Source organism: Helicobacter cetorum MIT 00-7128 (assembly GCF_000259255.1).
GTDB lineage: Bacteria > Campylobacterota > Campylobacteria > Campylobacterales > Helicobacteraceae > Helicobacter > Helicobacter cetorum_B.
Genome location: NC_017737.1, coordinates 1,211,238 through 1,226,688 on the forward strand (window position 1 = coordinate 1,211,238; position 15,451 = coordinate 1,226,688).

Annotated in this window: 8 protein-coding genes; all 8 read left to right on the forward strand. The window is 33.8% G+C overall.

From position 1 onward, the window contains the following. Window position 1 precedes the first annotated feature (1 nt). The 8 genes from bioV (at window position 2) to HCW_RS05660 (ending at window position 15,109) form a co-directional block, all read left to right on the forward strand. Window positions 2-532, forward strand: a complete 531-nt coding sequence (bioV, locus tag HCW_RS05625) for a pimelyl-ACP methyl ester esterase BioV (RefSeq protein ID WP_014661259.1) — start codon at window positions 2-4, stop codon at window positions 530-532. A gap of 11 nt (window positions 533-543) precedes the next feature. Beyond that, entirely contained in the window at window positions 544-1,014 is a 471-nt protein-coding gene (locus tag HCW_RS05630; protein ID WP_043902804.1) for a DUF4149 domain-containing protein, read from the forward strand. An 8-nt stretch (window positions 1,015-1,022) separates the two neighbouring features. Then, a complete protein-coding gene (locus tag HCW_RS05635; protein ID WP_014661261.1) occupies window positions 1,023-1,964 on the forward strand; it encodes a glycosyltransferase family 25 protein in 942 nt (313 codons plus the stop codon). Between the two features lie 132 nt (window positions 1,965-2,096). Continuing rightward, window positions 2,097-10,976, forward strand: a complete 8,880-nt coding sequence (locus HCW_RS05640; RefSeq protein WP_043902805.1) for a vacuolating cytotoxin domain-containing protein — start codon at window positions 2,097-2,099, stop codon at window positions 10,974-10,976. Window positions 10,977-11,022: 46 nt separating this feature from the next. Then, complete coding sequence (gene lysA / locus HCW_RS05645; RefSeq protein ID WP_014661263.1) at window positions 11,023-12,240, forward strand: diaminopimelate decarboxylase; 1,218 nt, start codon at window positions 11,023-11,025, stop codon at window positions 12,238-12,240. After that, complete coding sequence (locus HCW_RS05650; RefSeq protein WP_014661264.1) at window positions 12,233-12,514, forward strand: chorismate mutase; 282 nt, start codon at window positions 12,233-12,235, stop codon at window positions 12,512-12,514. Before lysA ends, HCW_RS05650 begins: the two co-directional genes overlap by 8 nt. A 36-nt stretch (window positions 12,515-12,550) precedes the next feature. Then, window positions 12,551-13,423: a DUF2156 domain-containing protein gene (locus HCW_RS05655; protein ID WP_014661265.1), complete on the forward strand. Its 873-nt coding sequence runs from the start codon at window positions 12,551-12,553 to the stop codon at window positions 13,421-13,423. Continuing rightward, the gene (locus HCW_RS05660; protein WP_014661266.1) at window positions 13,424-15,109 is read left to right on the forward strand and encodes a bifunctional chorismate-binding protein/class IV aminotransferase; all 1,686 of its coding nucleotides are present in this window, start codon (window positions 13,424-13,426) and stop codon (window positions 15,107-15,109) included. The last annotated feature ends 342 nt before the right edge of the window (window positions 15,110-15,451 follow it).

A 15,451-nucleotide genomic window follows, 5' to 3' on the forward strand; every position in this document is an offset into this window, starting at 1 on the left:
AATGCGTTATTTCAGTGGTTTTGGTTTTAAAGATGAAAGCGTTTTGTTTGAAGAATGGCTTTTAAAGGGGGCTTATGATGTGGCAGGCTTTTCTATGGGCGCTCAATTAGCGTTTGAATACGCTTTTAATGAAGTGTTAGAAAAAAGGCGCATTAATTCGTTATTGCTTTTTTCGCCTTGCATGCTTAATCATAAAAGTGAGTCATTTAAGCGCTTGCAATTAAGCGCTTTCAAAAAAAATCAAAAGGCTTATATGGATAATTTCTACCAAATTGCAGGCTTTAATGAAAAGCTAGAAAAGACTTGTCCTAATATAAAACAAGAAAGCAGTTTAAAAGAATTGGAATTTTTATTGCATTATGCGTTTGATAACGATAAAATTAAATTTCTGTTAAACAAGGGCGTTCGCATTGAGGTATTTGTAGGTTTAGCTGATAAAATTACTGACACACAAGCTATTTTAGATTTGTTTGTTCCCTTAGTTATGGTGTGGCAGTTTAAGGGATACAATCATTTGTTGCAAGAATTTTAAGGAGTAAAATGTTGAAAAAAATCTGTTTAGGGGCGTATTTATTGATTTTGGGCATGCTATGTGGCGCTTTATTGATTTTAGGGGCAGTAGTAGCACCGGTAGTTTTTAAGGCACAAGCGATTTTACCTGAACTTTCAATCAGTTCTTTTGAGGCAGGAAAGATTATGGCGCATGTTTTTGCTCGTTTCAATAGGATTTTAGAATTTGTAGGCATTATGGTTTTAGGGTATGAAATCGTGTCTTTTATATGGGGGAAGAGATTTTGGGTGCATTTAGTGCTTGGACTCATTATTGGTGGCTTGTCATTGTTGTTTGTATTTTATTACACTCCCTATATTTTACATGCTCAAGAGTTGGGCGAAGTAGCTATAAAAAGCGCTGATTTTGTCTCTATGCACTCTCAGAGTGAATGGCTTTTTAAGGAATTGTTCGTTTTAATTTGCGTTTTGTTTTTTGTGCGTTTGTGGAGCTATAAGAATTAGGGTTTTTAATGGAAGTTAGGATTATTTCGCTTAAAAGTAGCCCTAGATATGAAAAAATGCAAGAATTATGCAAAAATCCCCCACATAATTTAGCTAAAGATTTTCAATTTAGTATTTTTGATGCCATTAGTCCTAGCTCGCCTTGTTTTGAAGGCTTAAAATCAAAGCATTATCATAAAAACTATCTTAAAGAAAGCGATTGGGTCTATTGCAAAAGGGGGGCTGAGCTAGAACCCAATGAATTGGGTTGTTATATGAGCCATTTTTTATTGTGGCAAGAATGCGTGAATAAAAATACTCCTATCATTATTTGTGAAGATGACATTATTTTTGAAGAATCTTTTAAGCAAGCAATAAGAGAGTGCGTTCAAAGCCCCTTTGATTTAGTGCGTTTGCATGCAGAGTATTGGGGCTATAGGGGAGGGACTTTTCAAAAAGTCTTACCAAGAATTGAAAATGAACCCCTTTATATGACCTCTAAAGAAAGCTTGAGTATAGTTGATTCTATCAAGCGTTTTTTGAGAAAAGATTGTTTCAACCTCTATCAAATCTTAAGGCGTTGCTACTACCCTTTAAGCATGTTTGAAAAAGAAATTTTTTTGAGCGAACATTTTTATATGAGTAGTTTATATTTTAATTCTAGTGCTTGTTATTATTTAACTCCAAAGGGCGCAAAAACTTTAATAGAAAAAGCCGTTATTTTTTGCGAACCATTAGATATATTTTTATCCAATACTTTTAAACATAAATTACCAAATGTGGTTTATGTGCCTTTATGTGTAAGATTTAATGAAATGAGTTTAGTAACTACAATTGTTTTATCTAAAAAAATTAAAAAAGTCTTTTCTTATGCACCCAAGCGTTTGATAATGCCAATTATCAATCTTATGCATCGTTTGCAAGCTTATCGCCAATCTAAAAAGGCTTTTGAGAAATATAGAAAGAAATAAAAGCTTTAAGACAATAATACGCCCTAGATTGAGTAACAAACAATGGATTTTTTGTTACAATACGCTTATTTATTATAAAAATAATTTAAGGGTGAGATAACCTTGAGGGCAAAAAAAGCAAGTCTTAAAAGAATGTTGCATCAGCAACGAATCAAGCAGTCAAATTTTAAATCAGTTAAGACTGCCGTGCTTAAAAAGCCTTCTTTATGGCTTATGCCCTTATTGTTGAGTGGGTTTGTCAAGGGATTATACGCAAACGGGCAAGATATTTTGGGGTTGCAATGGGGTTCAAGAACTCAAGAGGTATGTGTTCATCACCCATGGTATGCGTTGTGGAGTTGTGATAAGTGGGAAAAAAAGGTTACTAATCTTAAAGGAAATCAACTTATCACACAAACTTGGGCTGGGGGTAATGCGGATAATTACTACCACACTCAAAATAATGAAAATATTGTAGCAAATTTAAAGAACGATAATGGAACTTATTATTTAAGTGGTCTGTATAATTATACAGGGGGCAATGATAATGGGGGGAATTTAACGATTGAGTTAGGGAATAACGCCACTTTTAATTTGGGACAAAGTAGTGGGAATAGCTTTACTTCTTGGTATCCCAATGGGCATACTATTATTACCTTTGATGCTGGAACTATCAATGTGAATAACAGCATAGAAGTAGGTAATCGTGTAGGCACGGGGGCTGGCACTCATACAGGCACTGCAACCTTAAATCTAAATGCTAATAAGGTCAATATTAATTCTAATATCAGTGCATATAAGACCTCACAAGTGAATGTAGGCAATACTAACAGCACCATTACAATCGGTTCAATTTCTTTAAATGGCAATGTGTGTAGCTCTTCGGTGAATTGGGGTGTGGGAGCGAATTGCTCTAGCACAGGACCCACTTACACATTCAAAGGGACTAGCACTTCTACAAACACGACCTTTAATAATGAGAGCGGTAGTTTTAACTTTGAAAATAACGCTCATTTTAGTGGGGTGAAATTTAATGGGGGAAAATTTACTTTTAGTAAAGAGTTCACGGCTACAAACAACACTGCTTTTAATAGCGGTAGTTTCACCTTTCAAGGCACAAGTTCTTTTAATAACGCTACTTTTGGCAATCTCACATATACTTTCAACAATCAAGCCACATTTCAAAACAGCACCTTTAATGGGGGAACTTACAACTTTAGCAATAGTGAAAATCAAAATCTAATTTTTAGCAATAGCGCATTTAGCAACCATAGCCCAATGACTATTCAAGGGAATGCCACTTTTAAAGAGAGCTTTAATAACCAAAACAATGATTTAAAAGTCCAAAGCGCTACCTTTGAAAACGCTACTTTCAACAATGGCGGTAAGCTCACTATAGAAAATAATGCAACCTTCAATAACACTTCGTTTAACACTTCTATTAATACTCAAAATACAGATATTAAAGGCAGTGTAACTCTTAGTGGTAGTAATAAATTAGAAAATAGTGCGACGCTTGATTTTGGAAACGCACAAGTTACCCTCAATCAAGGGACAAGCTTTAATATTACCAATTTAGGGAGTGGAAAAACTACGATTTTAAGCTCTAGTAAGGACATTAATTATAATAGTCTTTTAAGCCATCTTCTTAATAGTTATACTAACACTTTAAAAGAGAGTGCCTCTTCTCAAAATACCAAAACTTCTACCCAAGAAAGCTATGCTAAAGGTTTATGGGATATTATCACTTATGATAACACCCAAGGACATGTTACAAAAGTTACTAAAGATAACACAGATAGTGCCAATAATGGCTTAGGAACTTATCAAGTCGCCTATAAAGTTGGGGATAAGATTTATGGACTAGAAGAAACTTTTGGTAAAAATTCTATTACCATTCAAGCTATAGCAAGTGGCGATTACACACCACCTCCTAGCAATCCTTTAAGTAGCTCCAACTCTTTTGATTTGGCTAATTCAGCTCATATTAACGCTGATATGCCTTGGTATAATCATCAATACTATCTTCCAAAATCCAAAGATTTTACAGAAAGTGGGACTTACTACTTACCTAGCATTCAAATTTGGGGGAGCTATAATAATACTTTCAAACAAACTTTTAGTGCGAGTAATAGTAATTTAGTTATTGGGTATAACGCAATTTGGAGCAATCATAATGTTAGCTCTAATGATGTAGTGTCCTTTGGAGACACTTCCGGGAGCGCTCTTAGTGGGCATTGTGGGACTTGGCCCTATTACCAATGCGCTGGCACAACTAATGGCACTTATAGTGCGCACAATGTCTATATTACAGCGAATTTACGCTCTGGAAATCGTGTAGGCACGGGCGGAGCAGCTAATCTTACTTTTAATGGAATTGATAATATCAAAATTGATAACGCTAAGATTACGCAAAATAATGCCGGTATTTATTCAAGTTCTATGACTTTCTCTACACAAAGTATGAATAGTCAAAATGATTTAAATGGCTTAAATGAGCAAGGCAAGCTTTCAGTTTATGGCACGACTTTCACTAATGAGGCTAAAGATGGGACATTCACTTTTAATGCGGGGCAAGCCACATTTGAAAACACCAATTTTAATGGAGGCACTTATAATTTTCAAGGCAATAGCCTAGACTTTGAAAATAACAACCAATTCAATCGTGGCACATTTAATATTAGCGCTCATAACACGACCTTTAATAACGCTAATTTCAATAATGACACTTCGTTTGATTTTAATAACTCTAGTGCAACCACTTCGTTTAAAGGAGACTTCACTAACACTAACAAAAACATTCAAATTGCCGGAAATGCCGTTTTTGGAAATCCTATAACTAATAATAACTCTAAGATTGAAATACAAGATAACACACAAGCTACCTTTAATAATACCGGCTCTATCAATATTCAAGGGGATGCAACTTTTAATCATGTTACTTTTGATAGTCCTACTAATATTGATGTAAAAAATAATGTTGCTTTAGGCAATATCACTTTAAAGAATTTGGATAATCCTTTAACATTTGGCGAAGGCACGATTACTTTTAGTGGGGATACAAAGATTAATATTAATCAAGCGATTTCTAATGGCAACCCTATTGTGATTGTTAGTTCATCTAAAGCGATTAATTATGACACCAAAGATTGGGCTAAAGATTTATGGAAAATCATTAATTATCAAGGGGCAAGTAGTGAAAAGATAGTTTCTAACTCTAGCTTAAATAATGGCTTAGGGGTTTATGATGTTACCTATACTATCGGTGATGAAACCTACAAAATGCAAGAAACTTTTTCACAAAATAGTATTTCTATCAAGCGCTTGGGCGTGCCTATGCAATTTAGCAGTGTTAATATGGAAGACCCCTCTAATTTATATTATAAAAATATTTTAGGCTTTCAAACCTACATTCCTAAAAGTTATGATAATAATTTAGCAAGCAATCAAAACAATGTTATTTATTACTATCAAGATACCATTGATTTTTACGCCTCTAGTGCGGAATCGTTTTCTCAAAAATTCACAGGGCAAAATACTGCCATTGTTTTTGGGGCTAAAGATATATGGACTAATGCAAGCGATGCGCCTCAATCTAACACGATTATTTCTTTTGGGGATAATAAGGGAGCGGGGAGTAATGATGCGAGTGGGCATTGCTGGAATTTACAATGTTTAGGTTTTATCACAGCGCATTATGAGGCTCAAAAAATCTACATTACAGGCACTATTGAAAGTGGGAATCGTGTCTCTAGTGGTGGGGGAGCAAATCTTAATTTTAATGGTTTGCAAGGGATTGTTTTAACGAATGCGACCTTGAATAACCGCTCTGCTGGGACAAATGTTTTGGGTGTTTCGCAGATGAATTTTTCTAGTAATGCTAATATCCAAGCTCAAAATTCGCATTTTATAGATAATACTGCGCAAAATAATGGTAAGCCTAATTTTAGTTTCAATGCGCTTAATATGGATTTTTCTAATAGCTCCTTTAGGGGCTATGTGGGAGAGACGCAATCCATTTTTAAATTTCAAGCTAAGAATGCAATAAACTTTTCTAATAGCACTAATCTAAGTCAAGGCCTATATCAAATTCAAGCTACTAATCAAGTGGTATTTAATAATTCCAATTTGAGTTTGAGTGTTAATGCGAATAAGGGGGTAAGCACGATTGAGGCTAATCAAATTATTTTTAATCAAAATGCCTCTATCAATGCAAACAATAATGCTAGGCTTAATATTCATGGAAATTTAAGCATGGGCGACACTAGCTCATTAAATCTCAATCAAAAGAGTGTTGTTGAAATCAGCGATAGTGCAACGCTTAATGATAAGGTAAGCTTAATTTTGGATAATGGCTCTCAAATTAACTTTAATGGGGCAACCAATTTTGATTCAGACAATATCAATGTTGATTTAAACAATGATTCTTCTATCGTGTTTAAGGGGGCGACTTCTTTAGGGGGGCAATTTAATTTTAGCAACAACTCTTCTTTAAATTTTCAAAATTCTAGCACGATAGCCAATAACACGGCGTTTAATTTTTATAATAATGCGTTTTCTAACTCTCAAAGCCCTATTACCTTTCATCAAGCCCTTAATGTTAAGGCACGATTGAGCTTAGGAGGCAATCTCTTAAACTCTAATAATCATAGTGTGCTTAATTTAAATGGTAATCATTTCACTTTCAGTCAACAAGGAAGTTTGAATATTGCAAACATTGATTTATTAAGCAATCTTAGCGACAATGAAAATCGTGTTTATAATATTATTCAAGCTAATATGAGCGATAATAATAATTGGTATAAGCATATTAATTTCTTTGGCATGGACATTACGCATGGGGTTTATGACCCAAAAACACAGAGCTATAGCTTTATAGACCCGCTTAATAGCTCGTTGCGTATTACAGAGAGTTTAAAAGATAATCAATTAAGTATCACACTCTCTCAAATTCTAGGTGTAAAAAACACGCTCTATAACATTGCTCCAGAGATTTTTAACTACCATAAAGTCTATCAACAAGAAAATGGCACTTATTCTTATAGTGATAACGCACAAGGCACATTCTATTTAACGAGTAATATTAAGGGCTATTACCACCCTAATTCCACCTACCAAGCTAGTGGTAATGGTAATACCGCTACCAATAATGATACAAATTCTAAAAACTCTCAAAGCGCTGTTGTCCCCCAAATCTATAACGCTCAAGGTAATCCCATTAATGCGTTGCATATTTTTAATAAGGGCTATGACTTCAACAACCTTAAAAGTTTAGGGCAAATGGCATTTAGGCTATACCCTGAAATTAAAAAGATTTTAGGAGGCAATCTTTCGCTTTCAAGTTTGAGTCATTTGCAAGCTAACAAGCTCAATGAGCTTGAAAAACTTATTACTCCAGATGATTGGAAAAGTATTAGTAATTTTTTGAATAACGCTAGTAATTCTGTGGTGCAAAATTTTGATAATGGCTCTTTAGTGATTGGGGCAACCAAAATAGGGCAAACCAACACCAATAGTGCGATTTATTTTGGGGGGCAAGGCTATGAAAAACCTTGTGAAAACACTGATGTGGTGTGTCAACAATTTAGAAATACTTATTTAGGACAGCTTTTAGAATCTAGTTCGGCAGACTTAGGTTATATAAATACCACTTTTAATGCGAAAGAAATTTATCTTACCGGCACCTTAGGGAGTGGGAATGCGTGGGGGACTGGGGGAAGTGCGAGCGTAACCTTTAATAGTGCGACTTCATTAATTCTCAATAAGGCTAATATTGTAAGCTCTCAAACTGATGGTATTTTTAGCATGTTAGGTCAAGAAGGCATTAATAAAGTCTTTAATCAAGCCGGGCTTTCTCAAGTCTTAGGTGAAGTGGCTATGCAATCTATCAAAAAGGCTGGGGGCTTGGGGAGTTTGGTTGCTGATATGCTAGGGAATGATAGCGTTATTGGCAAAACCTTGACTGCTGAACAAAAAAATGAAACTTTTGACCAACTCTTAGGCAAACAGAATTTTGATAATTTAATGAATAGTAGCGGATTAAATCAAGTGATTAAGGATTTAATCAAACAAAAACTAGGCTTTTTTACAGGCTTAGTAGGGGGATTAGCTGGAATTGGGGGTATAGATTTACAAAATCCTGAAAAAATGATAGGCAATATGTCTATCAATGAATTACTAGGCAAACAAGATTTGCTTAATAAAATTACCGGCTATATTTCAGCTAATGATATAGGGCAAGTGATGAATGTCATGCTTAAAGATATTGTTAATCCTAGTAGCGCTCTAAAAAGTGATGTTGAAACTTTAGGTAAAGAAATGATAGGGAAGTTTTTGGGGCAAAACACTCTGCAATCCATAGAAGATTTATTACAAAATCAGCAAATTAAAGAAGTGCTAGATAAAATTCTTGATGCTAAGGGCTTAGGTTCAATTTATGAAAAAGGTTTGGGGAGCTTAATACCAAGTTTAGGCGATAAGGGACTTCTTGCACCCTATGGATTAAGTCAAGTATGGCAACAAGGCAATTTTGATTTTAACGCTAAGGGCAATGTTTTTGTGCAAAATTCTAGTTTTTCTAATGCTAATGGAGGAACGCTAGGCTTTAATGCGGGGGGCTTATTGATTTTTGCCGGAGATAATAGCATTAATTTTAGTAAGCATACCGGCACGCTTAATTTGTTATCCAATCAAGTTTCTAATATTGATATTACTACGCTTAATGCGAGTAATGGGCTTAATATAAATGCTACCAATAATAATGTATCTGTATCTCAAGGAAATATTTATGTGAATGCAAGCTGTGTGAGTGAAACTCCAACAAATACTACTACTTCAAACACAACTAATTCTACAAATATTTGTAAGCCTATTAATATGGCTAATTCTAGCAAAAATACTAAAAATACTTCTTCAAATAATAACGCACAAATTGTTTTAAATAATAATGATGAGAGCTTGAGCGTTACGGCAAATAATTTTAATTTTTCAGGCAATATTTATGCGAATGGGGTTGTTAATCTCTCAAGCGTTAAGGGCTTTTCTAATATTAAGAATTTATACCTTTATGACAAGGCGCAGTTTCAAGGTAATAATCTCATTATCTCTAAAAATGCCTCTTTAGAGCAAAATGCCTCTTTTAACACTAATAATCTTATTGTTCAAGGCATCTTCAATAATGGCACTCTACATGGCAATGTAAAAGTGAATAAAAATTTAGATATTATGCAAAATGGCTCTCTAAGCACTGGTGTTTATGGCATGCAAGTTGGGGGGAATTTCAATAATTTTGGGACAATAAACTTTGATTTAATAGGCTCTCAAACGCCCACAACACCCCTTATTCAAGTAGGGGGTGTGGTCAATCTCAATACTGCAGATAAACCTTTTATCAATATTACTAATAGTGTAGCTAATAATGCGACCTACACCTTATTAAAAAGCAGTCGTTACATTAACTATAATATCAACCCAAATAGCTTGCAATCTTATTTGAAACTCTATACTTTAATTGATATTAACGGACATCATATTAAAGATGATAATGGCGTGCTAACCTATTTAGGACAGAAAGTAAAATTGCAAGATAAAGGGCTATTATTAAGCGTAAGCGTTGATTCCACTACTCAAAACACTTCTAACACCACTGATAAAAATGATAGCTCAAGCCAAGCACTTACAAAAGAAAGCGCTCTAAAAGCGCCTACAAAGGATAATATTTTAAGCCTTTCTATTTTGTATAATCAAATTAAAATGTCTTATGGCAATAAAGTTATGGCGTTTAACGCTCCCACTTTGCAAGAATATATTACAAGCATTCAAGGTAAGAATGCTTTGGATAAAATCTATGCTATAGGCGGAAATAGAGTGATTAATTGGTTTTCAAAACTCATGATAGATTCTCAAGAAAACCCGCTTTTTGCACCGATTTATTTAGAACAACACAACTTAAGCGAATTGTTAAATGTGGCTGAGGATATTAAAAATACCATGAGCTTAATTTCTAACCCTAATTTTAGAAATAGTGCCTCAAGGCTTTTGGAAGTTGCAAGTTATACCCAACAAACTAGCCGTTTAACCAAACTTTCTAATTTTAGAGCTGAGGCTGAACCAAGTTTTCATGAGCGTTTGCTAGAGCTTAAAAACAAGCGCTTTAGTGATTCTAACCCTAATGCGCTAGATTTTATTCTTAAATATACAGAGCGAGATAAATATAAAAACAATGTTTGGGTGCAAGGAGTAGGGGGAGCAAGCTTTGTAGCTGGAGGCACTGGCACACTTTATGGCTTGAATGTAGGCTATGATAGATTTATTAAAAATGTGATTCTTGGGGGTTATGTAGCTTATGGGTATAGCGGGTTTAATGGGCGCATTCTTAATTCTGGCTCTAATAATGTGAATGCAGGATTTTACACTAGAGCATTTGTCAAGAAAAGCGAAATTACTTTTAGTGCGAGTGAGACTTGGGGAGGTAATAAAACCTCTATTACTTCTAATAATTCATTGCTTTCTGTAGTCAATCAGCGCTATAACTACAACACTTGGACAACCAATCTTAATGGCAATTATGGCTATGACTTTATTTTTAGGCATAAGAGCGTGGTGTTAAAGCCTCAAGTGGGTTTAAGTTATTATTATATGGGATTAAGTGGTATGAAAGGCAAGATGAATAATCCCTCTTATCAGCAATTTGCTACTAATGCCAACCCCTCTAATAAATCTATTTTAATGGTTGATGTGGGGGTTGAAAGCCGTCAGTATTTTGGTAAAAATTCCTATTATTTTGTAACTGCAAGACTTGGAAAAGATATTTTTGTAAGTTCTTCTGGCGATAAAATGGTGCGCTTTATGGGCGAAGATACCTTATTGTATCGCAAAGGAGGAGCGTATAATACCTTTGCAAGCATTACCACAGGGGGCGAAATGCGCTTATGGCATGCTATTTATGTGAATGCGGGTATTGGAGCTAGATTTGGTTTGCAATATCAAGATATTAATTTAACCGGAAATGTGGGTATGAGAGTAGTGTTTTAGCTTTTTTGCTATAATTCTAGCCAAATCTCTTAATTTTAGGTCATACATGCCAAACTATGAAAAGTTATTAAAAACTTATGAAACCCCTTTTTATCTCTATGATTTTAACCAAATCAAACAAGCTTTTTTAAACTACAAAGAGGCTTTTAGAGGGCGTAAATCTTTGATTTGCTACGCTTTAAAGGCTAATTCTAATTTAAGCATTCTTTCTTTATTGGCGAGTTTAGAAAGTGGGGCAGATTGTGTTTCAATAGGCGAGATAAAAAGGGCTTTAGAGGCTGGTATTAAGCCCTATAGAATCGTGTTTAGTGGGGTAGGCAAAAGCGAGTTTGAAATAGAACAAGCCTTAAAACTCAATATTTTATTTTTAAATGTTGAGAGTTTTATGGAATTAAAAACGATTGAAAAAATCGCTCAAACTCTAGGGATTAAGGCTAGAATTTCTATAAGAATTAATCCCAATATTGACGCTAAAACGCACCCCTATATTTCTACCGGTTTGAAAGAAAATAAGTTTGGCGTAGAAGAAAAAGAGGCCTTAGAAATGTTTGTCTTTGCCAAAAAAAGCGCCTTTTTAGAGCCTATTAGCGTGCATTTTCATATTGGTTCGCAACTCTTAGATTTAGAGCCTATTTTAGAGGCGAGCGCTAAGGTTGTAAAAATCGCTAAATCTTTAATAGCCCTTGGGATAGATTTACGCTTTTTTGATGTGGGGGGTGGCATTGGCGTGAGTTATGAAAATGAAGAAACGATTAAACTCTATGATTACGCACAAGGGATTTTAGATTCACTTAAAGGCCTAGATTTAACCATAATCTGTGAGCCAGGCCGTTCTATCGTGGCTGAGAGTGGGGAATTAGTTACGCAAGTTTTGTATGAGAAAGTGGCTCAAAACAAGCGTTTTGTAGTTGTTGATGCTGGGATGAATGATTTTTTACGCCCAAGTCTTTATGGCGCTAAACATGAAATTGAGGTTATTTCTAGTGCGAATAAAGGGGGCGAAACTTCGCTTTGTGATGTGGTAGGGCCTGTGTGTGAATCTAGCGATACTTTTTTAAAAAATATCCATTTACCACCATTAGAACAAGGCGATATTTTAGCTTTAAAAAAAGTAGGGGCATATGGCTCTAGCATGGCTAGTAATTATAATTCACGCCCCAAACTCTTAGAATTAGCCCTAGAAAATGAGAATGTAAGAGTGATTAGAAAAAAAGAGAGTTTAGAAGACTTGTGGCGTTTAGAAAAGGAATGTTTAAATGGTTGAAAATAGCAATTTAAGTATTTTAAGAGCTAGAATTGATGAGATTGATAACAAAATTATAGAATTGTTAGAAACACGCTTAGAAATGTCTGTAAAAATCGCACACAATAAGGATAAAAATTCTATTTATTGCCCTAAAAGAGAAGAAGAAATTATCAATCGTTTGAATCATAAGCTTTTAAAATACCTAGATAAAGCAACGCTTATAAAGATTTATCAAGAAATTTTTAGCAGGTCTAAAGACTTGCAAGAAGATGCTTTAAAGAATAAAAAATAATTTAATAGCTATTAAATATAAGGAAAATAGATAATAATGTTTGAAAAAATCACTTTAGAGCATAAAGATTTGTTTTCAAGGTTTTTAAACGCTCAAAGGATTGTTGTATCTGATGTGAGTTTTGTGAATTGCTTTTTATGGCAACATGCACGACTCATTAAAGTGGCTGTGATTAAGGATTGTTTAGTGATTCAAACCACTTATAAAAATCAAAAGCCCTTTTATTTCTATCCTATCGGTAAGAATGTTAATGAATGCGTTAAAGAGCTTTTGACATTAGAAAAAAATTTGGAATTTCACTCTCTTAGTTTAGAGCAAATGGAAAGTTTAAAAGAAAATTTTGTAGGGGTTTTTGAATTTGTTTATAATAGGGATAGGAGTGATTATGTTTACTCTATTGAAGAATTAATCGCTCTAAAAGGGAAAAAATACCATAAGAAAAAAAACCACTTAAACCAGTTTTTAAAAAATTATCCTGATTTTGTTTATGAAAAAATTTCTTCTAAAAATAACAAAGAAGTTTTAGAAATCTCTCAAGAGTGGTTTTTAAAAAGTGCAACTAATGACTTAGGGCTAATCCATGAAAATAAGGGGATTAAAAGTGTCTTAGAAAATTATGAAAGCTTGGATTTAAAGGGGGGGCTTGTTAGGGTTGATAAAGAGATGGTAGCGTTTAGCTTTGGAGAAATTTTGAATGAAAATAGTGCACTCATTCATATTGAAAAAGCTCGTTTGGATATTGTGGGAGCGTATCAAATTATTAACCAGCAATTACTATTAAACGAATTTAGCCATTTAACTTATGCTAATAGAGAAGAAGACTTAGGATTAGAAGGCTTGAGAAGGGCTAAAATGAGTTATAACCCTGTCTTTTTTATAGATAAATACGAGGCCATTGCTAAAAATTAAATGATTTTTGGGGATTTTAAATATCAAAAATGCGTTAAGAAACTTGTTGCCACTAATTCTAACGAGCTTAAAAATGCCCTAGATTTTATCTCTCAAAATAGGGGAAAGGGGTATTTTGTAGGGTATCTTACTTATGAAACACGCCTTGCTTTTTTAGATGAAACTTTTAAAAGCCAAACCCCTTTTTTATATTTTGAACAATTTTTAGAAAGAAAAAAATACGCTTTAAAGCCTTTAAAAGAACACACTTTTTACCCTAATATTCATAGCCCTTTAAATAAAGAGAGCTATTTTAGGCAATTTAAAAGCATTAAAGAGCATTTAAAAAAGGGCGATACCTATCAAGTCAATCTCACTATGGATTTAATTTTAAACACTCAAGCCAAGCTAGAAAAAATTTTTGAAGAAGTGTTACATAACCAAAACACGCCCTTTAAGGCTTTTATAGAAAATGAGTTTAGTAGCATTTTAAGCTTTTCGCCGGAATTATTTTTTGAATTAGAATTTTTAGATAATGCGATTAAAATCATCACAAAACCTATGAAAGGCACGATAGCTCGCTCGCCTGACCCCTTAATAGATGAGAAAAACAAATTGTTTTTACAAAATGATAGTAAGAATAGAAGTGAAAATGTGATGATTGTGGATTTGTTGCGTAATGATTTGAGTCAAATTGCTCTAAAAAATAGCCTAAAAGTCAATCAATTATTTGAAATCATAGCCTTATCTAGTGTGTATCAAATGGTGAGTGAAATTGAAGCCAAATTATCTTTAGAGACAAGCTTATTTGAGATTTTTAAGGCGTTGTTTCCTTGTGGCTCTATTACAGGGTGTCCTAAGATAAAAACCATGCAAATCATTGAAAACTTAGAAAGGCGTGATAGGGGGGTGTATTGCGGAGCCATAGGACTTATTGAAGAAAAAAGAGCTCTTTTTAGCGTGCCCATTCGCACGATTGAAAAGAAAAAAGGCGAAAATTTTTTGCATTTAGGGGTAGGGAGTGGGGTTACTTATGAAAGTAAGAACGAAGATGAGTATGAAGAGAGTTTTTTGAAATCCTTTTTTGTCATGCCTAAAATTGAATTTGAGCTTATAGAGACGATGCGAGTGATAAAGGTAGCTCAAAAATTAGAGATTAGAAATAAAAACGCCCATAAAGAACGCCTTATGAGTAGTGCTAAATATTTTAATTTCAAATATGATGAAAATCTTTTAGACTTTGAGCTAGAAAAAGAAGGGGTTTTAAGAATTTTATTGCAAAAAAATGGCACACTCATTAAAGAATATAAAGCCTTAGAACCTTTAAAAAGCCTAGAAGTGCGTTTAAGTAAGACCCCCATAAATAAACACAATGATTTTTTATACCATAAGACGACTTACGCCCCTTTTTATCAAAAGACTAGAGAACTCATTAAAAAAGGCGTTATTTTTGATGAAATCTTTTATAACCAAGATTTTGAACTTACTGAAGGGGCTAGAAGTAATCTTATTTTAGAAATCAATAATGAGCTACTAACCCCTTATTTTAGTGCGGGTGCGTTAAAGGGAACAAGTGTTGTGGAGCTGTTAAAAAAGGGTCTTGTTAAATATGCCCCTTTGAATTTGCAAGATTTGCAAAGAGCAACAAAAATCTATTGTGTGAATGCGTTGCATGGCTTGGTAGAAGTAAAATGGATTATGTCGTGATTTTATATAGGTCTTGTTATTCATAAGAAACTAATTCTTATAAAATGTTTTATTAAAACGAGAAATATAACCTACAAATCTAATCTATAAGACTGATTGGGTTTTATCAAAAAGGATTTTTTAGAATTACTATAGATTGTTATTATTCTTGTAGTTTTAATATTTTCTAATTGATTTTCAAAAAAAAAAAAAAAAGAAAATAAAGCGATGATAAAAAGCATAATGCGCTTTAGGTTATAAAATATATCTTAATTTTTAGACTAATATTAACCATTATTAAACAAAAATAAATTCTATTATCCAAAATAATTGGTTGAAAATCATAGATTACACTATTAAAAC